Origin of the sequence: Neoroseomonas terrae (assembly GCF_018129025.1) — a bacterium.
Classification (GTDB): Bacteria; Pseudomonadota; Alphaproteobacteria; order Acetobacterales; family Acetobacteraceae; genus Neoroseomonas; species Neoroseomonas terrae.
Genome location: NZ_JAAEDI010000011.1, coordinates 27,556 through 54,554, shown reverse-complemented (window position 1 = coordinate 54,554; position 26,999 = coordinate 27,556). Strand labels below are relative to the sequence as shown.

Sequence of the window (26,999 nt, the reverse complement as noted above, 5' to 3'; positions counted from 1 at the left end):
TCTTATGAAGGGACAATATCTCATTTCTCCGGAGAAGCCATGCGTTCCGACAGGGAATTGAAGCTCTGGGTGGGCTGGCTCCATCTGGTGGAAGGTGCCACGCAGGATTCCATCGCCGGGCGCCTGGGTCTGACGCGGGCGAAAGTGAACCGCTACGTCGCGGCGTGCCGCGAAGAAGGCCTGATCCGAGTCTCGGTCGATACGAGCCTGCGCTTCTGCTTCGAGGCGGAGAGCGCGCTGACCGCGCGGTACGGGCTGACCGCCGCCTATATCGTGCCGACGCCGGCCGACCGCGATGCGGTGGCCGGCGTAATCGGGGTCGCCGCCGGCGCCTTCGTCTCGGCGCGGCTCGCGCCCGGGCAGACGCTGGCGCTGGGCTGGGGCCGGACGCTCGATGCTTCGGTGCGGGGCCTGGAACCGCGCAGCGCCGGCGGCAACGTGGTCGTCGGGCTGATGGGCGGCCTGCCGCGCGCGGGCAGCATCAACCCCTACGACATCGCCGCGCGCTATGCGCGGCAACTCGATGCGGCCTGCTACTATCTGATCGCGCCGATCCTCGCGGAATCGGTCGAGGCCGCCGAGACCTTCCGCACCATGCGCATGGTGCGCGAGGTACTGGAGCGCGCCGCCGGCGCCGATCACGCGCTGGTCGGCGCCGGAGATCTGCATCAGGCGTCGACCGAGATCGCCTCGGGCATCCTGACACGAGCGGACCAGCAGCGGCTGATGCGCGCGGGGGCGGTCGGCAACGTGTTCGGCATCTACCTGTCAGCCGCCGGCGAGGTCGTAGACGACCCCGTGAATGCACGCCGCGTGCAACTGGACCCCGCGGCGATCCGCGGCATCCCGAACCGCATCGTGGCCGCGGGCGGGCCGGAGAAGGTGGCTATCCTTCGCGCGGCCCTGGCGGCAGGGCTGTGCACGGGCCTCGTCAGCGATCTCGAGACGGCGGAGGCGATCCTGAAGGCGGAGGCGCTCGGCGGGAGCGCGCGATAGTTCTCGCGCCGGTGGCCGATGCCGGCCCGCGCGTCACTCGTTCCGCAGCACTTCCATCAGGTCCAGCGCCTGCATGTCGTCATGCGTCACCTCGCGGCGTGGTGCCGCGGCAAGCCAGGCTGCGACCTTCGCGCGAGAGGCCTCGACCAACCGCCGTTCGGGGCCGGCGCGCGGGTCGGGCGGCGGGACGGAAAACGGGCCACGGCCGTTCCAGCGCAGCGTCGTGCCCCATTCGGCGCGGAAGGGGCGCGGGCGGCGCGTGGGCGGGCCGCAGGTGCCGAAGACGCCGCGCGCGAAGTGGTTCAGCCGTAAGCCCTTGCCATCGGCCAGCGGCGTGATGCGGATCGTGAGGTAGGAGGCATCGCTGCAGATCGCCGTCAGGCGGTTGTGCAGCGTTTCCAGCGCCAGGATACGCGCGACGCCGTCATCATCCACGCCGATCACGGCCTGGATTTCCTGATAGACGCCGGTGCCAGTGTTGCCCTCGAAGGCGACGACCAGCAGGTCGCGGTCACGGACCCGCAGCACCCCGATGATCCGCGCATTGCCGTACCAGGACGGCAGGCGGAAGACCTCCGTCGGCGCCCCGGGGCCGGTGAAGCTGATCTCGATGGGCTGCTGGCCACCATCGCCAATGCGCGCATGCGCCATGACCGGCGCGGCGCCGGGGCGCAGGCGCACCGGGAGTGGCGTCGGCAGCGCCGGCGGACGGCGGCTTTCATCCTGCGCCAGGGCAGGGGCAGCGAGAAGGAAGGGAACGGCGAGCAGCGCACGGCGAATTGGCATGGCCAGGATATCACCACGCCGTGTGCGACCGCGCGATGAACGGCTTCGGCGGCGCCCTATAGCCGCGAGGGGAGCTGGGCGATCACGCTTTCCTCGGCATTGGCGAAGGCGAGCCGAAGGTGCCGATCCTGGCCCGGCCCGAAGAACGGACCCGGCAGGCCGAGCAGGCCACGCTCGACGGCGAGCGTCTCCGCCATCGCCACCGCGTCCGGCGCCTCCGCCGGCAGGCGCAGATAAGCGAAGTAGGCGCCCAGCGCATCGAGCCGCCAGCCCGGTAGCTGCGAGGCCGCGCGGCGGAACGCCTCGGCACGGCCCGCCATCAGGTCGCGGTTGGCGAGGCGCCAATCGCGCAGCGCCTCCACCCCCCAGGCCAGCGCCGTCTGCGCAGCCCGCGGCGCGCAGATCTGCATGGTGTCGAGTGCCTTCATCAGCGCGCCGCGGAACGCGGCACCCGAGGCGATGGCCGCGACGCGGTGGCCCGGCACGCAATAGGCCTTCGAGAAGGAATAGAGATGGATGAAGCCGTCGCCCCAGTCGCGATCCGCGAACAGCCCATGCGGCGGCGACTGCGTGGGGGCGAGGAAGTCGCGATAGGTCTCGTCGATCACCAGCCAGGCGTCATGCTGCCGCGCCAGCGCGGCGAAGCCTTCGATGATGGCGGGCGGATAGACGGCGCCGGTCGGATTGTTCGGGCTGACCAGCACGATGGCGCGCACGCCGTCCATCAGCGCGTCGGCGCGACCGGGGTCGGGGATGAAGCCGTCCTCGGCGCGGCAGTCGAGCGGTACGCAGGGAATGCCGAGCGCCGTCAGCGCCATGCGATGGTTGAAGTACCAGGGGGCGGGCAGCATCACCTTCTCGCCCGTGCCGGCCAGCACGCTCATCGTCATGGTGAAGGCCAGGTTGCCGCCGGAGGTGATCGCCACCGCATCGGTCGGCACGCGCGCGCCGTAGACGGTGGAGATGTCGGCGGCGAGCGCCTCGCGCAGCACGGCTTCGCCGTCGATCGGACCATAGGTCGCCGCGGCGCGGCCGCCCGCGGCCTCGGCGAGCTTCGCCAGCAGGTCCGGGTGCGGCGGGTAGCCGGGCACCGCCTGCGTCAGGTCGAGGATCGGGCCGGCGCGGCCGTCATAACGCCCCGCCCAGGCGCGGACGGCGGGGATAGGCGGGTCCTGGGTGTCGCGGATGCGCGGGGAGAGTGCGGGCATGGGGGCGGACCCTTCCAGCGCCGGTGCGGAGCCGTCAAGGACGGGCGTTGTCCGTATGCGTGGGGATTGGCGGGGCGGTCGGATCAGGAAGGGGCTCTGCCCCTTCCCGAACCCTACCCCGCCAAAGGCCGAAAGGCCTTTGGAAACCTCAACCTGGCACGGCGCGCACAGGGTCGGAGCATCGTCGTCATGCGGCGCCGCGCACCGAACGAATTTGACGTCAGGGGAATGACCTTTGCGCCCGGCGCCAAATGACGGCGGTCCAGGCCATCCATGGCCTGGCGGGGTGAGGTTCGGAGAGGGGCAGGGCCCCTCTCCGAGACACCGCCCTACTCCATGAACCACCCATGGCTGACCACCAGCGACTGGCCCGTCAGCGCCTTCGACCCGAAGGAGGCGAAGAACAGCGTCGCCTCGGCCACGTCCTCGACGGTGGTGAACTCGCCGTCCACCGTCTCGCCGAGCATGACCTTCTTGATCACCTCGTCCTCGGAGATGCCAAGTTCCTTCGCCTGCTCCGGGATCTGCTTGTCCACCAGCGGCGTGCGGACGAAGCCGGGGCAGACCACGTTCGCGAAGACGTTGTGGGCGGCGCCTTCCTTGGCGACGACCTTGCAGAGGCCGAGCAGGCCGTGCTTCGCCGTGACGTAAGGCGCCTTCAGCTTCGACGCTTCCTTCGAATGCACCGAGCCGGTGTAGATGATCGAGCCGCCGCGGCCCTGCTTGTACATCTCGCGCAGGCAGGCGCGGGTGGTCAGGAAGGCGCCGTCCAGGTGGATCGCCATCATCAGCTTCCACTTGGCGAAGTCGAACTGGTCGACGGGTGCGACGATCTGGATGCCGGCGTTGCTGACGAGGATGTCGACGCCGCCGAAGGTCTTCACCGTCTGCGCGACGCCCGCATCGACGGCTTCTTCCTTCGTCACGTCCATCGCGACGGCGAGCGCGACCTTGTCGCCACCGAGCTCATCCGCCGTCGCCTTCGCGGCGTCGAGGTTGAGGTCGGCGATCACCACCTTCGCGCCTTCACGCACGAAGGTCTTCGCGATCTCCTTGCCGATGCCGCTGGCCGAGCCGGTGACGATGGCGACCTTGTCCTTGAGACGCATGATCCGCTCTCCGTATGTTCAGGCGAGATAGTCGTGCACGACCTTGCCCAGGCCGAGGGTGAGATCGGCGACGAGATGGGTCGCCGAGAGCACTTCGAGCACCGGCAGCTCCGCGACGGGGGCGAGCGCGTGCGGCAGCAGCGACAGCGCCGCCGGCCCGGTCCACGCACCCTTCAGCGTCACGTCCTGCAGGTAGTATTCCACCAGTTCGCAGACGCGGGCCGTGCCGTCGACATGCGGGATGATCTTCAGCAGCCAGTTCGGCGTGGCGAGCGAGGCGAGCACCGCATCATGGTCTGCCTCGCGATGCTTGTAGCCCATGGTGCCCGTGGCGACGCGCACCGGGCCGTAATCCAGCGTGCCGACCAGCGTGTCGATCTCGGCCTTCAGCGTCGGGTTGGCGAGCTTCTTCGGAAAGCCCCACAGCTCCCGCCCGCCAGCGATCGGCGGGTGGTCGTTGAGGAACATGCAGTGGGTGTAGCCGCCCTTCTTCCCGTTCAGTGAGACGGGGATGACCTGGCCGGTCTCGGTGTAGTCACCGAAGCCGGTCGAATCCGGCATGCGGATGAACTCGTACTTCACCACCGGCTCCGTCACCTCGAGCGGCGCGGGCACGATGGCGCGCAGCTTCTCCGGGTCGGTGCGGTAGGTGATGATCATGAATTCGCGGTTCACGAAGCGATACGGCCCGACCGGATAGGCCGGGCTCGTGAACGGCATGGCGAAGGCGTTCTGGCGGATCTCGTCTTCGGTCATTGCGTCCTCTTGGAGGGTTGTGCGCGCGGTCAGCGCTCGTCGCCACGGGCAAGGTCGTAGGTCGCGAGGCAGGTATCGGCCGAAGGCCGCTCCAGCGCCGCGGGGTCGCGCAGGGTGCGGACCGCATCCAGAAGGCCGGATTCCCAATGCTCGCGCATGGAGCGGCGGGAGAATTCGTAATCCTTGGAATCGCTCTCGAACTGGCGGGAACGGTAGATCAGGTGGACGATGCGGAACACCGTGTCGTTCGCGGCGCGCGCCAGCACCTGCCCGTCCGGGGTGGCGAGGATCTCCGGCGGCACCTGCTTCAGCACGTTGCGCAGCGCGACGCGCAGCCGCTGGATCTGCATGAAGGTGTCGGTGTTCGCGCGGGTGCGGCTGGAATACTGAATCTCCTTCTGCCGCATCGCGACTTCCGGGAGATCCCGCGGCAACTGGCCCTGCGCGCTCCAAAGATCGACCTGGAAGGCGATGGTGTCGCGCATCGGCCGGTCCTGCACCACCCATTGCAGCGGCGTGTTCGAGACGATGCCGCCATCCCAGTACAGCTCGCCCTCGATCTCCACCCCCGGGAAGCCCGGCGGCAGCGCACCCGAGGCCATGACGTGCTCGGGGATGATCGTGTCGGTGCGGCTGTCGAAATAGACGAAGTTGCCGCTGCGGACATTGACGGCGCCGAGGCTCAGCCGCGGCGAGGTCTCGTGGTTGATGCGATCGAAGTCGACGAAGGACAGTAGCGTCGCCCGCAGCGCCGAGGTGTCGTAGTAGCTCGTCGCCTCCCGGCAGCCCGGCGGATGTAGATAGGGCGGCGGCAGCCGCGGGGCGAAGAAGCCCGGCGCGCCGCCGAACAGCGCGGCCGCCGCATGGGTGCCGTTCACCCAGCGCCGCCAGTCGGTGCCGTGCGCCGGCGGCTCGTAGCTGTCGAAGGCCCCGCCGATCAGCCCGCCCTGGGGCGCGGTGATGCCTTCCCAGAAGCCGCGCAGGGCGGGAATGCGCTCATCTGGCGCATTGCCGGCGATGATCGCGGCGTTGATGGCGCCGATCGAGATGCCGGCCACCCAGTTGGGCTCGATCTCGGCCTCGCACAGCGCCTGGTAGACGCCGGCCTGGTAGGCACCGAGCGCACCGCCCCCCTGCAGCACGAGGGCGATGTTCTCATAGGGGAGGCGGCCGATGCCGCGGTGGGTGCGTCGGAGCATGATGCGGGGCACCATAGCCCAACATTCTTGCGACGGGATGACGGGTTTTGAGCCCTCGGGTGCTCCCGGATCGTGCGTGGCCGCGATCCGATGAGAAGCGGGGTTAGCTCAGGCCGCCTCCCCCGCGGGGCGGCCCGTCGCATGGCGCCAATGGTGCCACAGCAGCCGCGCGGCCAGGGACCGCCAGGGCGACCAGGCCGCCGCCATCGCCACCAGCGCCTTCTGGCTCGGCCGTTCCGGAAGGCCCTTCAGGTGGGCGAGGCCCGCCGCCAGCGCCACATCGCCGACCGGGAAGACATCTCGGCGGTCGAAGCCGAACAGCAGGTGCACCTGCGCCGTCCAGGGGCCGATGCCCGGGACGGCGGAAATCGCGGCGACCGCTTCGATATCCGTGGCGGCGCGCAGCGCGACAAGGTCCAGTCGTCCTTCCGCGATCGCCGTCGCCAGCGCCCGCACATGCGCCACCTTCGGTCGGGACAGTCCTGCGCCGCGCAACGCGACCTCGTCCAGCGCCAGCAGCCCGGCGGGGTCGAGCGCGCCGGGCAGGGCTGAAACCCGCCCCCAGATGGCAGCCGCCGCCTGATTGCTGATCATCTGGCCGCAGATGGTGCGCAGCAGGCCCGGAAAGCCGGGGTCCCGGCTGCGCCACGGCAAGGGGCCGGCCGCTGCCTCGATGCCGGCGAAATCGGGGTCGAGCCTCGCGAGTTCGGCAATCCCATCCCGCGCCCAGTCGGGCGATGCGGGGAAGGCGGCGGGGGCCGCAGTCAGAGGGGGGATCACCCCCGCCGCCGCGGAGCCGCGCCCGGGGGGGAGGCAGGGCGCGATGCTCCTGACCGGATGAGATGGGTCGCTCATGGCCCGCACGAAGCCCGCAACGCCGGATAATTGCAACGCAGGGCAACACGCCCGGCGGCCGTTACGGATCGAAACGCGAACCCCCGCTGAATGCCTGCCGGAACGCGCTATTGTAACAGCCTATGGAACCCGTCCCTCACATCCTGGTGGTCGATGACGACCGCGAGATCCGCGACCTCCTCTCCCGCTTCCTGGAAAAGCAGGGAATGCGCGTCACCGCCGCGCGCGATGCGCGGGAGGCGCGGCGGGTCTGGCCGCTCGGCCGCTACCACCTCGTCGTGCTCGACCTGATGATGCCCGGGGAGCCGGGGCTCGATTTCGCCCGCTGGCTGCGTAGCCAGTCCGACGTGCCGGTGGTCATCCTCACCGCCATGGGTGAGGAGACGGACCGCATCGTCGGCCTCGAACTGGGCGCCGACGACTACGTCGCGAAGCCCTTCAATCCGCGCGAGTTGCTGGCCCGCATCCGCGCCGTGCTGCGCCGCGCGAATGGCGAAGGTCCCGCGAAGGAGCCGCCCGCCAAGGTCATCGAGTTCGCCGGCTGGACGCTGGAACCGGGCCGCCGCCGCCTGCTCAACCCGGATGGCGCCGAGGTCCCGCTCACGGGGGGCGAGTACGAGCTGCTGCTGGTGCTCGTGGAACGCCCCAACCGCGTATTGACGCGCGACATGCTGATGGACCTGCTGCGCGGCCGCCAGGCGGGACCCTTCGACCGGGCGATCGACGTCGCCGTCTCCCGCCTGCGGCGCAAGCTCGAGGATGACGGCCGCAACCCGAGCCTGATCAAGACGGTCCGCGGCGGCGGCTACGTTCTGGCCGCGACGGTCGAGCGTGGCTGAGGGCGCGCCGCCGGCCACCGACGCGCGCCCGCCCCAGCCGCGCGCCCGGCGCTGGCGCGTCGGCTGGCCGACGAGCCTGGGGGGGCGTACCGCGTTCTGGCTGATCCTGGCGCTTGTGTTGGTGCAGGCGGCGGGGCTGACAATCCATGCGCTGGACCGCGTGGATCTCCAGCGCTTCAGCCATGTCCGGGAGATCACGGGGCGCACCATCAGCGCTTGGCGCACGGCCGTCCTCGCGCCGCTTGATCGGCGTGAGCAGATGCTCGGCGACCTCGACCTGCCGGATGGGCTGAGGGTCGAGATCGACCGCATCCCCATCGTGCGGCAGGGGGCGCCGCCGCCGCCGCCCGAGGTGGTACGGCTTTTCCGGCTCGACCTGCTCGGCGGCGGGCCGCCGCGTCAGCGGCCGCGGGAGGTGCGGATCGGCCCGTCCGACCGCCCCGGCGGCGGCTTCAACGCTTCCCTGCGGTTGCCCGACGGGGACTGGCTGAACATCCGCGTGGCCATGCCGCCGCCCCGGCCGTGGCATTCCGCGACTTTCCTGGCGGCCTTCGTGCTCATGACCGTGGCCGCGGTGCTCCTGATCGTCGGCGCCGTAGCACGCCTGATGCGGCCGGTGCGGCTGCTGGCCGCCGCCGCCGACCGGCTCGGCCGCGACGTGAACGCCCCGCCGATGGAGGAGAGCGGTCCGTCAGAGGTCGCGACCGCCGCGCGCGCCTTCAACCAGATGGCTGAGCGCATCCGCCGCTTCGTCGCCGATCGCACCCAGATGCTGGCGGCGATCGGCCATGACCTGCGCACGCCCATCACCCGGCTGCGGCTGCGGGCCGAGTTCATGGACGACGACGAGCAGCGCCGGAAGATGCTCTCCGACCTCGACGAAATGGAGCAGATGATCGCCGCGACGCTGGCCTTCGCGCGCGACGACGCGGCGGCAGAGCCCGCGGCGCCGCTCGACCTTGCCGCGATGTGCCGCACCGTGGCGGATGAGGCGGCGGATGCACGGCCCGAATGCGCCGAGACGATCAGCTATGACGGGCCCGAGCGGCTGACGGTGCGGGCGCGCCCGGTGGCGCTCAAGCGGGCGCTCGCGAACCTCGTCAACAATGCGCTCGCCTATGGCGGCGCCGCGCGGCTGCGCCTGACGCGGGACGAGAGCGGGCTGGTCCGGCTGACGGTGGATGACGATGGACCAGGCATTCCCGAGGGCGAGCTGGAGGCTGTGTTCGCCCCGTTCCGGCGGCTGGAGCAGAGCCGCAACCGGGAGACCGGCGGGACCGGGTTGGGACTGACCATCGCCCGCAACATCCTGCGCGCGCATGGCGGTGATGTCGTGCTGCGGAACCGGGCGGGCGGCGGGCTGACGGCGGTGGCGAGCCTGCCAGGTTAGAAGGGCGCTGCGCCCTTGCACGAAGATTGGTGGGCGCTGTTGGATCAGGAAGGGGCTCTGCCCCTTCCCGAACCCTACCCCGGCAAAGGCCGAAAGGCCTTTGCAAACCTCGACCTGGCACTGCGCGCGTAGGGTCGGACGGTGGTGGTCAAATGGCTATGCGCACGGAAGCGCTCTGCCATCAGGAGAATGGGCTTCGCGCCCGGCGCCAGATGATGGCGGTCCAGGCCATCCATGGCCTGGCGGGGGGAGGTTCGGAGAGGGGCAGAGCCCCTCTCCGATCTTGCTTTCGCGCGCCTGGGACTTTCTCTAGGTTCACCCGCCGCGCCGCGTCACCGCATCAGGGCGGAAGCACTACTGGCACCAGCAGCACGCAGACCACCATCGTCACGATGGTGAACGGCACGCCAACCTTCAGGAAGTCTCCGAAGCTGTAGTTCCCCGGCCCGACCACGAGCGTGTTCACCGGCGAGGATACCGGCGTCATGAACGCCGCCGAGGCTGCGAGCGCGACGATCATCGCGAAAGGGTAGGGTGAGGCGCCGACATCCTTGGCGACGGCCAGCGCGACCGGCGCCATTAGCACGGCCGTGGCAGTGTTGGAGATGAACAGCCCGAGCAATGCCGTGATGGCGAAGATGACCGCGAGCAGCACGCGGGGGGAGGCGGCGCCCGCCACCGAGAGCACCGCATCCGCCGCAAGGTCCACGCCGCCGGTGCGTTGCAGGGCGAGCGAGAAGGGCAGCATGCCGACGATCAGCACGAGCGTCTTCCAGGAGATGGACCGATAGGCGCTGTCGAGGTCGATGCAGCGGAACAGCCCCATCAGCAGGCAGCCGATCAGCGCGGCATGCGCGTTCGAAACCCAGCCGCTGATCATCAGCCCGACGGTCAGCGCGAGGATGGCGATGGCCTGCGGCATGCGTCCGGCGGCGGGCAGCACTTCCTCATGCTCCGCCGGCAAGTTCAGCACCAGCAGGGTATGCCGGTCCGATTGCAGCTTGCGGATGTCGGACCAGAAGCCGGTGATCAGCAGCCTGTCACCGGCCGTGAGCTTTTCCTCCAGCAGGTCGGCACCGGCCACTTCCTGCCGATGGCGAAGGCCGATCACGGTCAGGCGGTGCTCGGCGCGGATGCGGGCTTCGAGCACCGTACGGCCGATCAGGGGGGAATCGGGCGGCACGATCACCTCGACCATCCCGATCTCCTGCGAGCGATCGAGGAAGTAGTCGCCGTCGATCAGGGGCAGCGGCGCCACGCCGTACTCGTCCCGCAACTCGGCCATGCGGTCCGGCGCGACGCGTACATCCAGCAGCACGACATCGCCGGCGGCGAGAACGCTCGTTGCATTGGGCCGGACGACATCGACGGCGAAGCGCCGCTGCCGCTCGATGGCGAGGATGTTCACGCCTTCCTTGCGCAGGTCGAGCTGGTCGAGCCGCTTGCCCACCAGCACGGAGTTCGGGGAGATGCGGACGCGATAGGCGCGGTCGGCGAGGCCATAGGCGGCGATCCAATCGCGCAGGCTCGGCGCGCGACGGCTGTCCGTCCCCGGGGGGCGGCGATCCGGGAGCAGGCGGCGGGCGAACAGCATGTAGAGGATGGCGAGGGCCAGCACCGGCAGGCCGAAGGGGGTGAAGGCGAAGAAACTGAAACCCTCCTGCCCCTGGCGGACGAGTTCCGCGCTGACCACGAGGTTCGGCGCCGTGGCGACCAGCGTCATCATCCCGCTGATCAGCGCCGCGACGGACAGCGGCATCATCAGCTGGCTCGGCGCCGCGCCGCTGTTGCGGCAGATGCGCAGCACGACAGGAATGAAGATCGCGACCACGGCTGTCGAGCTCATGAAGGCGCCGAGCCCCGCGCCGGCAACCATCAGCAGCGCCAGCATGCGCGTCGGGCTCTTGCCGGCGCGGGCATTCAGCAGGTCTCCGATGCGTTGCGCCGTGCCGGTGCGCACGAGGCCCTCGCCCACTACGAACAGCGCGGCGAGCAGGATGATGGACGGGTCGGCGAAGCCGGCCAGCGCCTCGTTGATCGTCAGCGTCCCGGTGAAGGGCAGCAGCACGATCATCAGCAGCCCGACGGCATCCATGCGCGGCCGGTTCGCGATGAACATCGCGATCGCCGCGCCCAGCAACGCGAGGACGAGAACAAGCTGCGTGGTCATGGCCGGGACACCATTGGGGTCAGCCGCGCGCGGCGAGAAGCGGCCGGGGAAATCCACCAGCCGACGCCGGCCGAATACTCGCCGACGCCGAAAGGGTGGAGACGCCAAGGCTGCCGCATTCCAGGCCGCGGACGTGCAGGCGCCCGCCCCCTGTGCACGACGGCCGCGCCGCGTCGCTCCATCAGAGCCCCCAGGGCAGGCCGAGTAGGTGCCAGCCGGCTAGGAACACCGTCCAGATCACCGAGATCACCAGCACATAGGGCAGCATCAGTGCGATTACCGTCCCGACACCGGCATCCTTCTGGTACTTGATGGCGAAGGTGACGATCATCGCGAAATAGGCATTGAGCGGGGTGATCGAGTTCATCGGGCTGTCGCCGACGCGATAGGCCGCCAGCACCGCCTCCGGCTCGACGCCAAGCTGCATCAGCAGGGGGACGAAGATCGGCGCGAAGATCGCCCATTTGGCGATCGCGGCCGTGATGATCAGGTCGAGGATGAACACCACCCCCACGAAGCCGACGAGCAGCCACAGCGCATCCAGGTTCATCTGCTGCAGCATGCGGGCAAGGGAGACGGCGGCGAGCGTCGCCATGTTCGTGTAGTTGAAGTAGGCGATGAACTGGCTGATCACCAGCAGCAGCAGGATCAGCCCGGCGAGGCCCGCGATCGCCTTCTGCATGGCGCCGATGACGTCGTTGGTGCCCTTCATCGTCCTGGCACCGATGCCATAGGCCGCGCCGCAGACCAGGAAGATCAGTGCGATCGACACGATCAGGCTGTTCATGAACGGGGAGGAGCCGATGATCGCACCGGTTTCCGGATGCCGCAGCGGCGCGCCGGGCGGTACCGTCAGCAGCGCGAGGAAGGCGAGGACGCCGAGCAGGCCATAGAGCGCGTAGCGCAGGCCGCGATACTCGTCCTCGGAAAGCCCGGTCTCGCCCGGCACCTGATAGTCGCCCGTGTAGGCGCCGAGGCGTGGTTCGATGACGCGTTCGGTGATGACCGCGATCAGGACCGTCAGCAGCACCACCGAGCCGATCGAGAACCAGAGATTGGCGGCAAGGTCGATGGTGCGGGTCGGGTTCACCAGCCGGATGGCGTCGTTGGTGATCTCGGTCAGGATGCCGTCCACCGGCACGATCAGCACATTGACCAGGAACGCCGACGCCACCGCCGCGAAGGCGGCCGCCAGGCCGGCCAGCGGATGCCGGCCCACGCTGATGAAGGCCGCCGCCGCCAGCGGGATCAGCACCAGGTACCCCGCATCCGCCGCGATCGAGGAGATGATGCCGACGAAGACCAGGATGTAGGTCAGCCCCTTGGGCGGCGCGACAACCACCAGCTTGCGGATCAGCGCCTTGACCAGGCCGGCCTCCTCGGCGACGCCGACGCCGACCATCGCGACGATGATCACACCGACCGCGTTGAAATTCATGAAGTTCTGCACGAAGCCGGTGAACATGAAGCGGATGCCGTCGGCCGTCAGCAGGCTGCGCGCCGTGGTGCTGGCGGGCTCGATGTCGCCGGTCGCCGGGTTGTAGGCCTGATACGTCACATGCGCGCCGAGCGTCCCCAGCAACGCCGACAGCACGATGACGATGCCGATCAGGTAGACGAAGATCATCACCGGATGCGGTACGCGGTTGCCGATGCGCTCCACGGCGTCGAGCAGCTTCTGCATCATGGTCTTCGGCGCTTCGGCGGTCGCGGTCATGCCCAGGGCCTCACTTCGCCAGCGCGTGCAGGATGCGTGCCCAGGACCGCATGCCCTTGCGGAAGGACTGCAGGTCGTACTTCTCGTTCGGGCTGTGGATCCGGTCGTCCTCCAGCGCAAAGCCGGCGAGGATCACGTCCATGCCCAGTGCGTTCTTGAGTTCGGTCGTGACCGGGATCGAGCCTCCGCCGCCGATGAAGACCGCCGGCTTGCCCCATTCGGCGGTCAGCGCGTCGCGCGCCTTGCCGAAGGCCGGCGCCTCGATCGGGAAGCGGATGGCGCTGCCCGAGCCGTAGTCGGTGAACGTCACCTTGCAGTCGGCCGGCACGCGGGCGCGGACGAAGTCTCGGAAGGCTGCGCGCACCTTGTGCGGGTCCTGGTCGAAGACCAGCCGGAAGGAGATCTTGGCCGAGGCGACGGATGGGATCACGGTCTTGAACCCCGCGCCCTGGTATCCGCCGCCCATGCCGTTCACCTCGCAGGTTGGGCGCGACCAGGTCATCTCCAGCACGGACCGCCCCTTTTCCCCCGCTGGAACGGACAGCCCGATGGCACCGAGGAAGGCGCCGGCATCGAACGCCAGGCTGTCCCACTGCTTCTTCAGCGCCTCTGGCAGTTCGGGCACGCCGTCGTAGAAGCCGGGCAGGGTGATGCGGCCATCCGTGTCGCGCAGATCGGCGATGATGCGCGCCAGCACGTGGTTCGGGTTCGCCGCGGCCGAGCCGTAGAAGCCCGAATGCAGGTCGCGGTCGGCGGCGGTGATGGTGATCTCCTCCCCGCACAACCCGCGCAGCATGGTCACGATGCCGGGCGTTTCGGCGTCCCACATGCCGGTGTCGCAGATCAGGCCGATATCGGCCTTCAGCTCGGCGGCGTGCTTCTGCAGGAAGGGCGGCAGGTTCACGCCGCCGGACTCCTCCTCCCCCTCCAGCAGGACCGTCACCGGGAGGGGCAGCGCGCCGGCCACTTCCTTCCACGCGCGGCAGGCCTCGATGAAGGTCATGACCTGGCCCTTGTCATCGGACGCGCCGCGGGCGCGGATCACTTTCGATCCGTCGGGGCGCGTCTCGATCCTCGGTTCAAAGGGGTCATGGTCCCACAATTCCAGCGGATCGACCGGCTGCACGTCGTAGTGGCCGTAGAACAGGGCGCTGGGGCCGCTTGCGCCGCGGTCATGGGCGACGACGATGGGATGGCCGGGTGTCGCATGCGCTTCGGCCGCGAAGCCCATCGAGGCGAGATCCGCCGCATGCCAGTCCGCGCAGGCCTTGCACTCGGCCGCATAGGCCGGGTCGGTCGAGATCGACCTGATGCGGAGCAGCGCGAAGAGGCGATCGAGCGCCGCATCGGCATTCGCATCGATGCAGGCGAGAACGGCGTTGAGCTTATCCATGAGAAGTCCCGAGGGTGAGAGGGCGGTGGTCGGGCGATCGCGGGTGCGCCGGGGCGCAGCATGGCATGGGGCCGCGCGCGGCCGGCATCAGGCGCGCAATGGCGGCAAGGCGTAGGCGGCCGGCCACGCCATGCCCGTCCCCTTTCGCGCCGCCGGACAGCCCGTGTCGCGTGAGCAGGTATTCGGCGCGGCGTAGGGTGAGCCTCGCACCGGCTGGGCCAGCCAGCCGGATCGTCCGCCCTGGTGGCGCGGCGGCACAACCATGCGCGGGGGCCGGCGCCCATCGCGTCATCGACTTCTGCTTCCCCCCAGCCAATGCTTCCCGTGAGGTTACGGGCGGCCATCCGGCGACAACAAGATGATTGCCATGGCCGGCCTGTGCCGTGCGTCTCTTTGTCGCGCCGCTGGCGCCCGCACTGTGCTGGGACGGCTGGCGCAGGGGCGGGATAGATGACCAATGACGCAGTGCGGCAGGATGCGTAGGATCAGGCGCCGCTCGCGGGACGTAAGGTGAGGTGTGGGCCCCATGCCCCTGGTGACGATGCAGACCGGCCGCGAGGCGGCACCGGCCCATCCCGGGCGCGCGTGTGTCGGTCCGGTTCCACAAGTGCCGCCGCTGGCGCACCATCATCTGCCGTCCGCCCCCATCCCCCGGGATCCCGCCATGCCTCATCGGCCGCTCCGTCCACTTTCCCCCCGGCCGCTGGCTGTGCTTCTCGCCCTGCTGATGGTTGCCGGCTGCGACGGCGGCCCGCCGCCGACGCCGCCGGAGGTCCGCCCTGTCCGCGTCGTGACGGTGGAGCACAGCGCGGGCGGCGAGGTCGTCTCGCTCACCGGCACGGTGCAGGCGGAGACCGAAGTGAACCTCGCCTTCCGCATCGATGGCCGCATGGTGGAACGCCTCGCCAATGTCGGCGACACGGTGCGCGCCGGCCAGGTCGTCGCGCGGCTGAACCGCGACAATGAGGAGAACGGGTTGCGCGCCGCCCGCGCCCAGCTGGTCGCGGCCCGCGCGCAGCTCACCGAGGCCGCCAACAACTATTGGCGTCAATCCGAGCTGCTGCGCGACGGCTGGACCACGCGCGTGCGCTACGACCAGGCGAACCAGACGCGGCAATCCGCGCAATCCGCCGTGGATGCCGCGGAAGCGCAGGTCGGCATCGCCGAGACGCGGCTGGGCTACACGGAACTCGTCAGCGACGTGGATGGCCGCGTCACGCAGCGCGGCGCCGAGCCCGGCGAGGTGGTGCAGCCCGGCCGCATGATCGTGCAGGTGGCGCGCGACGAGGGCCGCGACGCGGTGTTCGACGTGCCGCCCGCCCTGAAGGACCAGGCCCCCGCCAATCCGGTGATCGAGGTGGTGCTGGCGACCGACCCCGCCGTGCGCACAACGGGCCGGGTGCGGGAGGTCTCGCCGCGCGCGGATGCCGTGACCGGCACCTTCCAGGTGCGCGTCGGCCTCGCCGATCCGCCCGCGGCGATGCGCCTCGGCGCGACGGTGACGGGGCGGATGACGCTGGGGTCGAGCGCGGGCTATGCCATCCCGGCCTCGGCCCTGACGCGCGCGAACAACCAGCCGGCGGTGTGGGTGGTGAACCCGGCCGATGAGACGGTGTCGATCCGCAACGTGGAACTCGTGCGGCACGACCCCGGCCATGTCGTTGTCGGCACCGGGCTTTCCGCGGGTGATATCGTCGTCACGGCGGGCGTGCAGGCGCTGAGGCCGGGGCAGAAGGTGCGGCTGCTAGGTGGCGCCGCGCGATGATCGGCCCGAACCTGTCGGAATGGGCGATCGGGCGGCGCTCGCTCGTCATCTATTTCATGATCGTCGCGCTGGTCGCCGGCGCCTTCGCCTTCGTGAAGCTGGGGCGGAACGAGGACCCGGCCTTCACCGTCCGCACGATGGTCGTCTCCGCCATCTGGCCGGGGGCGACGATCGAGGAAACCCTGCAGCAGGTCACGGAGCGGCTTGAGCGCACCCTGCAGGAGACGCCCCACTTCGACCGCATCCGGTCCTATACCGTACCGGGCCAGGCCACGATCTTCGTCGAGTTGAGCGGCGCTACGCCGCCGGCGGCCGTGGCCGACACGTGGCTGCGGGTACGCAACCGTGTCGCGGACATCCGCCACACCCTGCCGCAGGGCGTCCTCGGCCCCTTCTTCATCGACGATTTCGGCGACACCTTCGGCATCATCTACGGCTTCACCGCGGATGGCTTCACGCAGCGCGAGTTGCGCGACTATGTCGAGGATGCGCGGTCCCGCCTGCTGCTCGTGCCGGACGTCTCGAAGATCGAAATCCTCGGCGCGCAGGATGAGCGTATCTTCATCGAATTCTCCTCCGAACGCCTCGCCGGCCTCGGGCTGAACCGCGCCGCGCTGATCCAGGCCTTGCAGGCGCAGAATTTGGTGCGCCCCGCCGGCATGGTCGAGAACGACACGGAGCGCCCGGCCGTGCGTGTCTCCGGTGCGTTCGAGACCGAGCAGGACATCCGCAACGTCAATTTCGTGGTGGGCGACCGCGTCTTCCGCCTGGGCGACATCGCGGAGGTCCGCCGCGCCACCGCCGACCCGCCGCAGCCGATGTTCCGCGTGAACGGCAAGCCCGCGATCGGGCTCGCCATCTCGATGCGCGAGTCCGGCGACATCCTCGCTCTCGGCCGCAACATCACCGCGGCGATGGACCGCATCCGCGCCGACCTGCCGATCGGCATCGAGCCCGTGCTCGTCGCCGACCAGGCGGTGACGGTGGATGAGGCGATCACGGATTTCACGGACAGCCTGTGGCAGGCGATCCTGATCATCATGGCGGCGTCCTTCGTCGCCCTCGGGGTGCGCGCCGGTTCGGTGGTGGCGCTGTCCATCCCGCTGACGCTCGCCATCGTGTTCCCGCTGATGTCGGTGTTCGGCATCGATTTGCAGCGCATCTCGCTTGGGGCGCTGATCATCGCGCTGACGCTGCTCGTCGATGACGCCATGACGACGATCGACGCCATGATCCGGCGGCTGGCGGCGGGCGATTCCAAGCCGAAGGCCGCGACCTTCGCCTATTCGTCGCTCGCGTCGTCCATGCTGATCGGCACGCTGGTGACGATCGCGGGCTTCGTGCCGATCGGCTTCGCGGCGAGTGGGGCGGGCGAATACACCTTTTCGATCTTCGCGGTGGTCGGCATCGCGCTGATCGTGTCCTGGTTCGTCGCGGTTATCTTCGCGCCGCTGCTCGGCATGGCGATCCTGAAGGCGCCGAAGCCCGGCGCTTCGACGGAACCGGAGAAGCCGGGCCCAATCCTGCGCGGCTACACGCGCTTCCTGACCATGGCGATGCGGGCGAAGTGGATCACCATCGGCTTCACGGTCGCGATGTTCGTCGTCGCCGTCTTCGCGATGCAGTTCGTGCCGCGGCAGTTCTTCCCCTCCTCTGACCGCACGGAACTGCTGGTCGAGGTGACGCTGCCGCAGAACGCCTCGATCTTCGCAAGCGAGCAGCTGGCCACGCGCCTCGACGCCGCCCTGGCGCAGGACCCGGATGTGGAACGCTGGTCCACCTATATCGGCCGCGGCGCGATCCGCTTCTACCTGCCGCTGAACGTGCAGCTCGCCTTGCCCTTCTTCACGCAGGCGGTGGTGGTTGCGAAGGATCTCCCGGCACGCGAGCGCCTGCATCGGCGGCTGGAGACGCTACTGGCGGAACAGTTCCCCTCCGCCGTCTCCCGCGTCTATCCGCTGGAACTCGGTCCGCCGGTCGGCTGGCCGGTGCAGTACCGCGTGAACGGCCCCGACATTGAGCGCGTCCGCGCCATCGCCCAGGATGTGGCGAAGTTGATGGCGGAGACGCCCGGCACCCGCCACGTCCATTTCGACTGGATGGAGCCTGCGCGTCAGCTTCGCGTGCAGATCGACCAGGATGAGGCACGGCGGCTCGGCCTGTCCTCGGCGCAGGTCGCCGCGGCGATCAACGCGGCGGTGACGGGAACCACCATCACCCAGCTGCGCGACGACATCTATCTGATCGACGTGGTGGCGCGTGCGACGGCCGAGGAACGCCTGTCGCTCGACACGCTGCGGTCGTTGCAGGTGTCGCTGCCCGGCGGGCGCACCGTGCCGCTGTCGCAGCTCGCGACCTTCGAGCATGGGCAGGAGTTCCCGCTGATCTGGCGGCGCAACCGCGTGCCGACGCTGACGGTGCGGGCCGACGTCAACCCCGGCGTGCTGCCCGACACCGCCGTCGCGGCGCTGCAACCGCGCATCGATGCGCTGAACGCTACGCTGGAACGGCCGTACCGCGTCGATCTGGGCGGCATCGCGGAGGAAAGCGCCGAAAGCCAGGCCTCGGTCATCGCCGTGGTGCCGATGATGCTGGTACTGATGTGCACGCTGCTGATGCTCCAGCTCGGGTCGTTCCGGCGGCTGGGGCTGGTGCTGGCGCTGCTGCCGCTCGGCATCATCGGCGTGGTGCTGTCGCTGCTGATCTTCCAGCGGCCGCTCGGCTTCGTGGCGATCCTCGGCATCCTCGCGCTGCTGGGCATGATCGCGAAGAACGCCATCATCCTGATCATCCAGATCGAGACGGATCGCGAGAGCGGGCTCGGCGTGCGGGATGCGGTGGTCGCCGCGGCATCTTCGCGCCTGCGGCCGATGCTGCTGACGGCGGTGTCGACGGTACTCGGGTTGATCCCCATCGCACCCACCGTGTTCTGGGGGCCGATGGCCTTCGCGATCATGGGCGGGCTGATGGTGGCGACGCTGCTGACGCTCGTCTTCCTGCCGACGCTCTACGTCACCGTCTTCGACCGCAAGCCGGCGAAGGCGGCGGCACCGGCGGCGTGACATGGCGGTGGCGGTCTTCCGCTTTGCGCTGCTGCTGTTGCTGTGGGTGGCGATCGCCGGCGCCGCTCCGGCGGACCTGCCGGTCGGCGCCGCGGGATCGGCGATTGGCGCCTGGGCCAGCCTGCGGCTGATTCCGCCGGCCCGCATCACGCCGCGCCCGGCGGCGCTGGCCATGCTGGTGCTGCGCTTTCCCTGGCAGGCGCTGCGCGCGGGGGTGGAGGTCGCTTCCATCGCCCTCGATCCGCGCCGGCGGGCCGCGCCCGCGACCATCGCCTGGACACCGCGCCTGCCACCCGGTCCGGCTCGGGATGCATTCCTCGCCTACGCCAGCCTGCTGCCGGGAACCCTGCCGGCGGGCGAGATGCCCGGTGGCGCCATCGCCATCCATGCCCTCGACGGCAGCACGGATGTCGCCGCCGCGATGACGTTGGAGGAAACCCGCTTCACCCGCGCCTTCGGCCTCGATGGCTGAGTTCCTGTCCATCGCCGCGCTTCTGGTCTTCGCGACGGCCGCAGTGGGCCTGCTGCGGGTACTGCGCGGACCGGGCGATCCGGATCGCGTCATGGCCGCGCAGCTTCTCGGCACGGGGGGCATCGCGGCCCTGCTGCTGGCGGGTGTCGCGATGTCGGCGCCCGCGCTGGTCGATCTTGCCTTGATCCTTGCGCTGCTGGCGGCCTTCGCCTCCGTCGCGCTGGCCCGCGCCGCACCGCCGCACGACCGGGAACCGCCGCGGTGAGCCTGCTCGCCAACGGCTTCACCATCGTCGCGGTCCTCGCGGGGCTGGTGTTCTTCGTGGCCGGCACCGCGGGGCTGCTGCGCTTTCCCGACACCTCATCCCGCCTGCATGCATTGACCAAGGCCGACCATCTCGGCCTCGGCCTGATCGTGCTCGGCCTGCTGCCGCAGGTGGGCGGCGTGGGGGAGGCGGCGCGGCTGCTCGCCATCTGGGCGCTGGTGATGCTGTCGAGCGCCGCGGTCGGCCCGATGATCGCGCGCCTGACGCGCGGCCAGGAGGGCGCGGAATGATCGCCGACCTGCTGCTCGCCGCCGCCATTGCCGCCGTCGCGACCGGCAGCGTGCTGGCGCGCCGCGCCTTCACCGCCGTCGCGCTGTTCATCGCCTACGGACTACTGCTCTCGCTCGCCTGGGTGCGGCTCGCCGCGCCGGATGTCGCGATGACCGAGGCTGCGATCGGCGCCGGCCTGTCCGGCGTGCTGCTGCTCGGGGCGGTCCGGCGCCTCGGACCGCACGCGGACGCACCCGCCAACCTGCCGCCGGGCCTGCTGCTGACGGCACTGATCGGGATCGGCTGCGCGGGCGTCGCCGCTGCCCTGGGCGCCGCAATCCTGTGGCTGCCGGAACCCGCACCGACACTCGCGCCACAGGTCGCGGCGGCGTTGCCGACGACCGGCCTCGGCAACGCCGTGACGGGCGTGCTGATGTCCTTCCGCGGGTTGGACACGCTGCTGGAAGCGGCGGTGGTGGTGCTCGCCGTCATCGCTGTCTGGTCCCTGGCGCCTGATGGCGGCTGGGGCAGTGCGCCGGGCGCGCGCCAGCCGGTGGTCGGGCGCGGCCCGCTCTCGCTGCTGGCGCGCATGCTGCCGCCGATCGGCATCGTCGTTGCGGCGCATATCCTCTGGGTGGGTGCCGATGCGCCGGGCGGGAAGTTCCAGGCGGCTGCGATCCTCGCCGCGATGTGGCTGCTGCCCTGGCTCGCCGGCCTCGCGACGCCGCCGCGTATCGCCGCGCCGTGGTTGCGGATGGCGGTCGTCGCCGGGCCGGTGCTGTTCATCGTCGTCGGGCTTGCCGGTGCCGCCGTCGAAGGCGCTTTCCTCGCCTACCCCCCCGGCTGGGCGAAGCCGCTGATCAAGTCGATCGAGGTGGTGCTGACGGCCTCCATCGCCGTCGCGCTCGCGCTGCTGGTGATGGGTCCGCCCGAACCGGACGCGCCGCGATGAGCGCGACGATCTTCGGCCTGCTCGGCGCGGCGCTGGTCGGCATCGGCCTGTTCGGCATGCTGGTGCGCGTCAGCGGGGTCTTGCGGCTGCTGTCGTTCAACGTGCTGGGCGGCGGCATCTTCCTTGTCTTCGGCGTCGTCGCGCGGCGTGGCGCGGGGGCAGGGCTCGCGGGAGACCCCGTGCCGCAGGCGCTGGTCCTGACCGGCATCGTCGTCGCCTTCGCCGCGACCACGCTCGCGGTCGCGCTGCTGCTGCGCCTCGGCCGGGACGGGGAGTGATGCAGGCGACCGGATGGGGTGCGCTGCCGATGCTGGCGGTGATGCTGCCGGTGCTGGCGATGGTCGTCGCGCTGCCGCTCGGCGCGCGCCGGGCGGAGCGGCTGACCCTCGCCATGCTGCCGGCCGGCCTGGCGCTCGCCATCGGCACTGCGGTCGCGGTGCAGGTCGGCGGCGCGCCGGTCGTCCATCTCCTCGGTCATTGGTCACCGCCGCTCGGCCTCGCCTTCCGTGCCGACGGCCTCGCAGCGGCGATGCTTCTGACAGCGGCCGTCGTCATCGGCGCTGTCGCGATCTTCGCCCGCGCGGATTTCGGCACGAAGGCCGGCCAACCGGAACGCCGCGAGGCCTTCGCGTTCTGGCCGCTGCTGCTCGCGGTCTGGTCGGCCATCAACCTTGCCGTCGTCGCGAACGACCTGTTCACGCTCTATGTCGCCCTCGAGCTGCTGACCTTCGCCGCCATGCCGCTGGTCTGCCTCGACGGCAGCCGTACGACGATGGAAGCCGCGCTGCGCTACCTGATGTTCGCGCTGCTCGGCTCGGTGCTCTACCTGCTCGGTGTTGCGCTGATCTACGGCGCGTGCGGCACGCTGGACATCACGCTGCTGGCGCGGATGGCGCCGGACCAGCCGGCGGTGATCCTCGCCATCGTGCTGATGACGGTGGGGCTGCTGGCGAAGACGGCTCTGCTGCCGCTGCATCTGTGGCTGCCGCCCGCCCATGCGGGGGCACCTGCGGCGGCTAGCGCGGTGCTTTCGGCCCTGGTGATCAAGGGATCCTTCGTGCTGCTGCTGCGGCTCTGGTTCGGCGTGATGGCCGGGCAGCCGATGCCGGGCGCGGCGCAGATCCTGGCCGGGCTGGGCGCCGCGGCGATCCTGCTCGGCTCTGTCGCGGCGCTGCGCGAGGCGCGGCTGAAGCTGCTCGTCGCGTACTCGACCGTCGCGCAGATCGGCTACCTGTTCCTGATGTTCCCACTGCTCGCCTCGGTCGCGGCGGACAGCCAGGTTGCGGCCATGGCCTGGAGCGGCGGTGCGGTGCAGGCGGTCTCGCATGCGTTCGCCAAGGCGGCGATGTTCCTCGCCGCCGGCATCATGGCGGCACGGTTCGGTCATGACCGCATCGTCGAACTCGGCGGTGCCGGCCGTGCCATGCCGGTCACGCTGCTGACCTTCGGGCTCGCCGGGCTGTCGCTGATGGGCGTGCCGCCTTCGGGCGGTTTCGCCGCGAAGTGGCTGCTGCTGTCCGCGGCCATCGGCGCCGGGCAATGGTGGTGGGCGCTGGTCGTGCTCGGTGGCGGGCTGCTGACGGGCGGCTACGTATACCGCGTGCTGGCCTCGGGCCTGCGGGCCGGGGAGGGCGCGCCCGACCCAGCGCCGATCGCCTGGCAGCGCGACGGCGTCGCGCTCGGGCTCGCGGTGATCTCGGTGGTGCTGGGCTTCCTGCCGCTCGCCGCCTTCGGGCTGGTGCAGGTCGGGCGGCTGGGGGTTCTGCCGTGAACGCGCTGCTGCTGGCGGCCACGCCGCTCGCCCCCCTGCTGCTTCTGGCCGCGCTGGTGGTGCCGGCGTTGCGCGGGCGGGCGCTGGCGCTGCTGTGGCTCGCGCCGCTGCCGGGTCTCGCCTGCGCGGCCTTCGGGACGGGCGAGCCCTTCATGGTCTATGCGCGCGTGCGGCTGACGCTGGCGCTCGACCAGCCCTCCGCGATGCTGCTCGGCGGCGCGGCGCTGCTGTGGTGCGCGGCCTCCGTCTATGTCCGCGCCTACATAGAACGGGAGGCGCACTGGCGCTTCGCCGCCTGGTGGCTGCCGACCATGGCAGGCAGCCTCGGCGTCTTCGTCGCGGGGGATCTCGTCAGCTTCTACTTCGTCTTCGCGTTGGCGAGCCTGCCGGCCTGGGGCCTCGTCATCCACGACCGGACGCAGCGCGCTTGGGCGGCCGGGGCGACCTACATCCTGATGACGGTGGCCGGGGAGGCGGCACTGCTCGCGGGCTTCGCGCTGCTCGCCGCCTTCACCCCGGATGGCAGCCTCGCCATCGCGGATGTGCTGTCGGCGGCAGCGGAGGCACCGCTGCGCGATCTCGCCATCGCCTTCGTCGTCATCGGCTTCGGGCTCAAGGCCGGCTTGGTGCCGCTGCATGTCTGGCTGCCGCTGGCGCATCCGGCGGCGCCCATGCCGGCCTCGGCGGTGCTGAGCGGTGCGATCATCAAGGCCGGCGTCATCGGCCTGATCCGCTTCCTGCCGCTGGACGTCACGCCGGCCGCCTGGGGCGAGGTGCTGGCCGTCATCGGCTTCGTCACCGCCTTCTGGGGCGTGCTGGCCGGCATCACGCAGCAGAACCCCAAGACGGTGCTGGCCTATTCTTCGGTCAGCCAGATGGGCGTCGTGGCGGCGGCGATCGGGATGGGGCTGGCGGCGGGCATCGGCACCACGCCGCAATCGGCCGCCTTCTACGCGCTGCACCATGTGCTGGCGAAGGGCGCGCTGTTCCTCGCTGTGGGCGTCGCGGCAGCGACTGGCGGCCGGGTGCGCTGGCTGGTCATCGCGCCTGCCGTGCTGCTTGCCCTCGGCTTCGGTGGGCTGCCGCCCGCCGGCGGCTGGCTGGCGAAGGAGGCGGTGAAGGCTGAGCTTGGCAACGGGCTGGCCGCTACGCTTTCCGCGCTCTCCGCCGCGGGCTCGACGCTGCTGATGCTGCATTTCACGCGACGCCTCGCCGCCGGCCTCGCCGCGGATGCCACGGCCCGCCCACCCCCTGGGATGCTGCTGCCCTGGCTGGCGCTGGCTGCTGCGTCGGTCCTCGTGCCATGGGCGCTTTTCGCGCCGGCGGCCGGCGGCGACTGGGCTTCCGTACTCACCCTCGACGCGCTCGCCAAGGCCGTAACCCCCGTGCTGGCCGGCGCGCTGGCCGTGCTGGCGCTGGCCCGCTGGGAGCACCGCCTGCCGCCGGTGCCGGAAGGCGACATCATCCACCTCGCGCGGCGTCTGCTGCGCGTGGCGTCCCCGCTGGGGAATGCGCTCGCGCGCGGCGAGGCTCTGCTGCGGCGATGGCCGGTGGCCGGCCTCGCCATGCTGGTGCTGACCGCTGCGCTCGGCTTTGTCATGATGGGGCGATGAAGCGGGTCCTGCGCGTCGTCGCCTTGCTGCTGGTGGGCGTCATCGTGCTAGGTGGCGTCGCGACGATGGCGCTGCATGTGGCGCTGACGCGCGGCGCGTTGGCGCAGCGGATCGACGCGGCGCTGGAACGCGCCATCGGGCGGGAGGTGACGCAGGGCGCCTTCTCCATCCGCCTTGGCTTGCGGCCGCGCATCGGCATGGCCGATGCGACCATCGCCAACATTCCCGGCGGATCACGGCCCGACTTCGCCCGCATCGGACAGCTCGACGTTACCCTCGCCCTGCTGCCGCTGTTCTCCGGCCGGGTGGAGATCGACACCGTCTCGATCGCCGATGCGGAGATCGTCCTCGAACGCAATGCCGAAGGCCGCGCCAATTGGGAATTCGGCGAAGGTGGCGGCGCGGACTCGGGTGGCGGCGGTATCAGCATCGCGGCGATCGGGATCGAATCCTCCCGCATCCTGCTGCCCGGGCAGCCGGTGGGCGAGATCGGCATCGCCTCGCTCGATCTCTCGCGCGACGAGCCCGGCGATCCGCTGGTGCTGGATGGTCGCATCACCGTCGATGGCGAGGCGCTGGCCGTCTCTGCCACGCTCGGTGTGGAGACGGCGGGCGCCGCACCCATCGCGGCCACGCTGAACGGCACGGGCCTGCGCATCAGCCTGAGCGGGAGCTGGCCCCGAGGTGTCGGCGCGCCGGCCTGGTCGCTCGCTGTCGAAGCCGAGGCCGACGCGGCTGCCGTTCAGCGCCTCGCGCGATTGGCAGGCCGGACCGTGCCGCAGGTCGGCGCTGTCCGCCTTGCCGCGCGGGTCAGCCCCGGCGAGCCGGTGCCCACCGTCTCCAGCCTCACCTTGAGTGTCGGCGCGACGGATCTCGGCGCCCATGTCGCCGGCCTGGCATTGTCGCGCCTGGAGCTCACCGCTGCCTCCTTCGACGCACCGGTGGCGGTGACGGCCCGGGGCCGCCGCGGACGCGCTGATCTGGGGCTGACCGCGACCCTGCCTTCGCTGCGCCGGATCGCGACGGAGGAGACGCTGCCGATCGAGGCGGTGCTCACGGCCGGGGCGGCGCGCCTCGTCCTGTCGGGGCCGATCCCTCGCGATCTCGACCTCGGCCCCGCGGTGTTCGACGCGCGGCTGACGACGCCGGATGCCGCGCTGGTCGGGCCCGTGCTGGGCATCGCCCTGCCGCGCGTCACGGGCGTGACCGCGCATGCACGCCTCGGCGGCCTGACGACGCGCGAACTGCGCCTGAACGCGCTGAGCGTCACCGCCGATGCGCTGGAGATGGATGGCGACCTGACCATCGTCCTTGCGCCGCGCACCGCCTTCCGTGGCCAGCTCGCGGCCCGGCGCATCGACCTCGATGCCCTCGGCGGCGGCGGTCCCGCACCCCGCCGGAACGCGGCGCGCGTCCTGCCCGATCTCGACCTGCCCATTGGCGCCCTTCAGGGGGTCGATGCCGCGCTGCGCCTCTCCGCGCGCCAGCTCACTGCCGGCGGCGTGACCTGGCGCGACGCCAGCGGCACCGTCGCCCTCGCCAACGGGCGGCTGGTGATCGACCCGGTACAGGTGACGACGCCGGGCGGGCCGGTCGGCGGGCGGGCCGTGCTGGATGGGTCCGTGCAGCCGCCGCGCGCCGAACTGCGCCTCGACAGCCGGGGGCGGGGGCTCGACCTCGCCGCCCTGCGCCGTGCCTTCGGCGTGCCGGCCGGCTTCGACGGCAGCGCGGAAGTCGCGTTCGACCTGCGCGGGAGCGGCGCGACCACGCGCGCCGTCCTCGCGACTCTCTCGGGTGAGGCCGGCATCGCCATGGTCGGCGGCCGCTTTTCCGGCGGCACGGCGCTGCGCATCGGCCCCGACCTGCTCCGCGCGCTGATGCCGCGCGGCACGCCCGCCGGCGGCGTGGCGCTGCGCTGCCTGGCGCTGCGCCTGTCGGCCGCTGACGGCGTCGCGCACAGTGAGGCCCTGCTGATGGAAGGGGATTTCGGCCGCATCGACGGCACCCTCGCCATCAATATGCGGGACGAGGCCATCGCCGCCCGCCTGCTGCCGGACGTCACCGTCATGGGAGTGACGGTGCGCGCGCCGGTGACGATCGGCGGGACGCTGGCCGACCCCCGCATCGGCGTGGAGCCCGCCGCCGCGCTGGCCCGCGTCATCGGCGATACGGTTGCCAATCGGCTGTGGCGCAGCAGCACGGTGGAATTCCTGCGCGGCGCCACCGGAAGCACGCCGCCCGGGGGCGATTGCGGTGGTGCGCTGACACTCGCACGCCTGGGTCGCGTCGGGCCGATGCCGGCGGCTGCGCCGACGCCGATCCCGCTGGTCCCGCGGGAGATCCAGGGCACGGCGCGCGATGTCATGCAGGGTATCGGCGGGCTGTTGGGCGGTCGGCGGCGCTGACCCGAG

Annotated in this window: 22 protein-coding genes; 13 read left to right on the top strand and 9 right to left on the bottom strand. The window is 70.7% G+C overall.

Annotation, left to right across the window (positions count from 1 at the left end):
• Positions 1–39: 39 nt before the first annotated feature.
• A complete protein-coding gene (locus GXW78_RS11450) occupies positions 40–996 on the top strand; it encodes a sugar-binding transcriptional regulator (protein WP_211868851.1) in 957 nt (318 codons plus the stop codon).
• Positions 997–1,029: 33 nt separating this feature from the next.
• On the opposite strand, the gene GXW78_RS11445 is transcribed toward GXW78_RS11450, so the two are convergent.
• From GXW78_RS11445 to GXW78_RS11420, 6 genes are all read right to left on the bottom strand, one after another.
• Complete coding sequence (locus tag GXW78_RS11445; protein WP_211868850.1) at positions 1,030–1,782, bottom strand: hypothetical protein; 753 nt, start codon at positions 1,780–1,782, stop codon at positions 1,030–1,032.
• Between the two features lie 56 nt (positions 1,783–1,838).
• On the bottom strand, positions 1,839–2,990 hold the full coding sequence (locus GXW78_RS11440) for an aminotransferase (protein ID WP_211868849.1): 1,152 nt from the start codon (positions 2,988–2,990) through the stop codon (positions 1,839–1,841).
• A gap of 329 nt (positions 2,991–3,319) precedes the next feature.
• Positions 3,320–4,099, bottom strand: coding sequence for a 3-hydroxybutyrate dehydrogenase (locus tag GXW78_RS11435; protein WP_211868848.1), 780 nt, complete (start codon positions 4,097–4,099; stop codon positions 3,320–3,322).
• Positions 4,100–4,117: 18 nt separating this feature from the next.
• On the bottom strand, positions 4,118–4,855 hold the full coding sequence (locus tag GXW78_RS11430) for an acetoacetate decarboxylase (RefSeq protein WP_211868847.1): 738 nt from the start codon (positions 4,853–4,855) through the stop codon (positions 4,118–4,120).
• A gap of 29 nt (positions 4,856–4,884) precedes the next feature.
• Entirely contained in the window at positions 4,885–6,054 is a 1,170-nt protein-coding gene (locus tag GXW78_RS11425; protein ID WP_211868846.1) for a DUF3734 domain-containing protein, read from the bottom strand.
• Positions 6,055–6,162: 108 nt separating this feature from the next.
• On the bottom strand, positions 6,163–6,834 hold the full coding sequence (locus tag GXW78_RS11420) for a DNA-3-methyladenine glycosylase family protein (RefSeq protein ID WP_211868844.1): 672 nt from the start codon (positions 6,832–6,834) through the stop codon (positions 6,163–6,165).
• 197 nt (positions 6,835–7,031) lie between these two features.
• Here GXW78_RS11420 and GXW78_RS11415 point away from each other — a divergent pair, with 197 nt between their 5' ends.
• Positions 7,032–7,748, top strand: a complete 717-nt coding sequence (locus GXW78_RS11415; protein WP_211868842.1) for a response regulator — start codon at positions 7,032–7,034, stop codon at positions 7,746–7,748.
• A complete protein-coding gene (locus tag GXW78_RS11410; RefSeq protein WP_338147731.1) occupies positions 7,741–9,138 on the top strand; it encodes an ATP-binding protein in 1,398 nt (465 codons plus the stop codon). The genes GXW78_RS11415 and GXW78_RS11410 overlap by 8 nt, the downstream gene beginning before the upstream one ends.
• A gap of 340 nt (positions 9,139–9,478) precedes the next feature.
• On the opposite strand, the gene GXW78_RS11405 is transcribed toward GXW78_RS11410, so the two are convergent.
• From GXW78_RS11405 to GXW78_RS11395, 3 genes are all read right to left on the bottom strand, one after another.
• Positions 9,479–11,308 carry an SLC13 family permease gene (locus GXW78_RS11405; protein ID WP_211868840.1) on the bottom strand — a complete coding sequence of 610 codons (1,830 nt, stop codon included), beginning with the start codon at positions 11,306–11,308 and terminating at the stop codon, positions 9,479–9,481.
• A gap of 181 nt (positions 11,309–11,489) precedes the next feature.
• Positions 11,490–13,025 (bottom strand): AbgT family transporter, encoded by a 1,536-nt coding sequence (locus tag GXW78_RS11400; RefSeq protein ID WP_211868838.1) that lies wholly within the window; start codon positions 13,023–13,025, stop codon positions 11,490–11,492.
• A 10-nt stretch (positions 13,026–13,035) separates the two neighbouring features.
• Complete coding sequence (locus tag GXW78_RS11395; protein ID WP_211868836.1) at positions 13,036–14,418, bottom strand: M20/M25/M40 family metallo-hydrolase; 1,383 nt, start codon at positions 14,416–14,418, stop codon at positions 13,036–13,038.
• 664 nt (positions 14,419–15,082) lie between these two features.
• Between GXW78_RS11395 and GXW78_RS11390 the strand changes: the two genes are divergently transcribed.
• From GXW78_RS11390 to GXW78_RS11345, 10 genes are read left to right on the top strand one after another with little or no spacing between them, the layout of a single operon-like run.
• Complete coding sequence (locus tag GXW78_RS11390) at positions 15,083–16,183, top strand: efflux RND transporter periplasmic adaptor subunit (RefSeq protein WP_211868834.1); 1,101 nt, start codon at positions 15,083–15,085, stop codon at positions 16,181–16,183.
• Positions 16,180–19,245: an efflux RND transporter permease subunit gene (locus tag GXW78_RS11385; RefSeq protein ID WP_211868832.1), complete on the top strand. Its 3,066-nt coding sequence runs from the start codon at positions 16,180–16,182 to the stop codon at positions 19,243–19,245. Before GXW78_RS11390 ends, GXW78_RS11385 begins: the two co-directional genes overlap by 4 nt.
• Position 19,246: 1 nt before the next feature.
• Entirely contained in the window at positions 19,247–19,717 is a 471-nt protein-coding gene (locus GXW78_RS11380) for a Na+/H+ antiporter subunit E (RefSeq protein ID WP_211868830.1), read from the top strand.
• Positions 19,710–19,982, top strand: a complete 273-nt coding sequence (locus GXW78_RS11375) for a monovalent cation/H+ antiporter complex subunit F (RefSeq protein WP_211868828.1) — start codon at positions 19,710–19,712, stop codon at positions 19,980–19,982. Before GXW78_RS11380 ends, GXW78_RS11375 begins: the two co-directional genes overlap by 8 nt.
• A complete protein-coding gene (locus GXW78_RS11370; RefSeq protein ID WP_211868826.1) occupies positions 19,979–20,272 on the top strand; it encodes a cation:proton antiporter in 294 nt (97 codons plus the stop codon). Before GXW78_RS11375 ends, GXW78_RS11370 begins: the two co-directional genes overlap by 4 nt.
• Complete coding sequence (locus tag GXW78_RS11365; RefSeq protein ID WP_211868824.1) at positions 20,269–21,204, top strand: Na(+)/H(+) antiporter subunit B; 936 nt, start codon at positions 20,269–20,271, stop codon at positions 21,202–21,204. The genes GXW78_RS11370 and GXW78_RS11365 overlap by 4 nt, the downstream gene beginning before the upstream one ends.
• Positions 21,201–21,482: an NADH-quinone oxidoreductase subunit K gene (locus GXW78_RS11360; protein WP_211868822.1), complete on the top strand. Its 282-nt coding sequence runs from the start codon at positions 21,201–21,203 to the stop codon at positions 21,480–21,482. Before GXW78_RS11365 ends, GXW78_RS11360 begins: the two co-directional genes overlap by 4 nt.
• Complete coding sequence (locus tag GXW78_RS11355) at positions 21,482–22,975, top strand: complex I subunit 5 family protein (protein ID WP_211868820.1); 1,494 nt, start codon at positions 21,482–21,484, stop codon at positions 22,973–22,975. Before GXW78_RS11360 ends, GXW78_RS11355 begins: the two co-directional genes overlap by 1 nt.
• Positions 22,972–24,588 carry a complex I subunit 5 family protein gene (locus tag GXW78_RS11350; protein WP_211868818.1) on the top strand — a complete coding sequence of 539 codons (1,617 nt, stop codon included), beginning with the start codon at positions 22,972–22,974 and terminating at the stop codon, positions 24,586–24,588. The genes GXW78_RS11355 and GXW78_RS11350 overlap by 4 nt, the downstream gene beginning before the upstream one ends.
• Complete coding sequence (locus tag GXW78_RS11345) at positions 24,585–26,993, top strand: AsmA family protein (protein WP_211868816.1); 2,409 nt, start codon at positions 24,585–24,587, stop codon at positions 26,991–26,993. Before GXW78_RS11350 ends, GXW78_RS11345 begins: the two co-directional genes overlap by 4 nt.
• The last annotated feature ends 6 nt before the right edge of the window (positions 26,994–26,999 follow it).

Coding starts and splice junctions, on each gene's coding strand:
- GXW78_RS11450 (WP_211868851.1), top strand. CDS start 40: ATGCGTTCCGACAGGGAATTGAAGCTCTGGGTGGGCTGGCTCCATCTG.
- GXW78_RS11445 (WP_211868850.1), bottom strand. CDS start 1,782: ATGCCAATTCGCCGTGCGCTGCTCGCCGTTCCCTTCCTTCTCGCTGCC.
- GXW78_RS11440 (WP_211868849.1), bottom strand. CDS start 2,990: ATGCCCGCACTCTCCCCGCGCATCCGCGACACCCAGGACCCGCCTATC.
- GXW78_RS11435 (WP_211868848.1), bottom strand. CDS start 4,099: ATGCGTCTCAAGGACAAGGTCGCCATCGTCACCGGCTCGGCCAGCGGC.
- GXW78_RS11430 (WP_211868847.1), bottom strand. CDS start 4,855: ATGACCGAAGACGAGATCCGCCAGAACGCCTTCGCCATGCCGTTCACG.
- GXW78_RS11425 (WP_211868846.1), bottom strand. CDS start 6,054: ATGCTCCGACGCACCCACCGCGGCATCGGCCGCCTCCCCTATGAGAAC.
- GXW78_RS11415 (WP_211868842.1), top strand. CDS start 7,032: ATGGAACCCGTCCCTCACATCCTGGTGGTCGATGACGACCGCGAGATC.
- GXW78_RS11405 (WP_211868840.1), bottom strand. CDS start 11,308: ATGACCACGCAGCTTGTTCTCGTCCTCGCGTTGCTGGGCGCGGCGATC.
- GXW78_RS11400 (WP_211868838.1), bottom strand. CDS start 13,025: ATGACCGCGACCGCCGAAGCGCCGAAGACCATGATGCAGAAGCTGCTC.
- GXW78_RS11395 (WP_211868836.1), bottom strand. CDS start 14,418: ATGGATAAGCTCAACGCCGTTCTCGCCTGCATCGATGCGAATGCCGAT.
- GXW78_RS11390 (WP_211868834.1), top strand. CDS start 15,083: ATGCCTCATCGGCCGCTCCGTCCACTTTCCCCCCGGCCGCTGGCTGTG.
- GXW78_RS11385 (WP_211868832.1), top strand. CDS start 16,180: ATGATCGGCCCGAACCTGTCGGAATGGGCGATCGGGCGGCGCTCGCTC.
- GXW78_RS11380 (WP_211868830.1), top strand. CDS start 19,247: ATGGCGGTGGCGGTCTTCCGCTTTGCGCTGCTGCTGTTGCTGTGGGTG.
- GXW78_RS11375 (WP_211868828.1), top strand. CDS start 19,710: ATGGCTGAGTTCCTGTCCATCGCCGCGCTTCTGGTCTTCGCGACGGCC.
- GXW78_RS11365 (WP_211868824.1), top strand. CDS start 20,269: ATGATCGCCGACCTGCTGCTCGCCGCCGCCATTGCCGCCGTCGCGACC.
- GXW78_RS11360 (WP_211868822.1), top strand. CDS start 21,201: ATGAGCGCGACGATCTTCGGCCTGCTCGGCGCGGCGCTGGTCGGCATC.
- GXW78_RS11355 (WP_211868820.1), top strand. CDS start 21,482: ATGCAGGCGACCGGATGGGGTGCGCTGCCGATGCTGGCGGTGATGCTG.
- GXW78_RS11345 (WP_211868816.1), top strand. CDS start 24,585: ATGAAGCGGGTCCTGCGCGTCGTCGCCTTGCTGCTGGTGGGCGTCATC.